The organism is Halomonas sp. LES1 (assembly GCF_031846005.1).
Taxonomy (GTDB): domain Bacteria; phylum Pseudomonadota; class Gammaproteobacteria; order Pseudomonadales; family Halomonadaceae; genus Halomonas.
In genome coordinates this window covers 1-577 of sequence record NZ_JAVRGC010000029.1, presented here as the reverse complement: position 1 = coordinate 577, position 577 = coordinate 1, and the positions used below count along the sequence as shown (strand labels likewise).

General features: G+C 65.3%; 1 protein-coding gene. It reads left to right on the top strand.

Going from position 1 to position 577, the window contains the following annotated elements:
* Position 1 precedes the first annotated feature (1 nt).
* Positions 2-577: thiamine pyrophosphate-binding protein (locus RM463_RS17460; protein WP_311430776.1), on the top strand; the 576-nt coding region annotated here is incomplete at its 3' end.

Sequence of the window (577 nt, the reverse complement as noted above, 5' to 3'; positions counted from 1 at the left end):
CATGAGCACAGAGAACACCACAGATACCCGTCAGGTCGTGGAAGGCAAGCAGAAGATGACGCCCTCGGAGGCCTTCGTGGAGACCCTGGTCGCCAACGGCGTCACCGACATGTTCGGCATCATGGGCTCGGCGTTCATGGACGCCATGGACATCTTCGCCCCGGCCGGCATCCGCCTGGTGCCGGTGGTGCACGAGCAGGGCGCCGCCCACATGGCCGATGGCTATGCCCGCGTTTCGGGCCGCCACGGCACGGTGATCGGCCAGAACGGTCCCGGTATCTCCAACTGTGTGACCGGTATTGCGGCGGCCTACTGGGCACACAGCCCGGTGGTGATCGTCACCCCCGAGGCGGGCACCAACGGCATCGGCCTGGGCGGCTTCCAGGAGTGCCACCAGCTGCCGATGTTCCAGGAGTTCACCAAGTATCAGGGCCACGTGACCCATCCGGCACGGATGGCCGAATACACCGGACGCTGTTTCGACCGGGCGATGTCCGAGATGGGGCCGACCCAGCTCAACATCCCGCGTGACTACTTCTACGGCGAGATCGAGTGCGAGATTCCCAAGCCGGCGCGT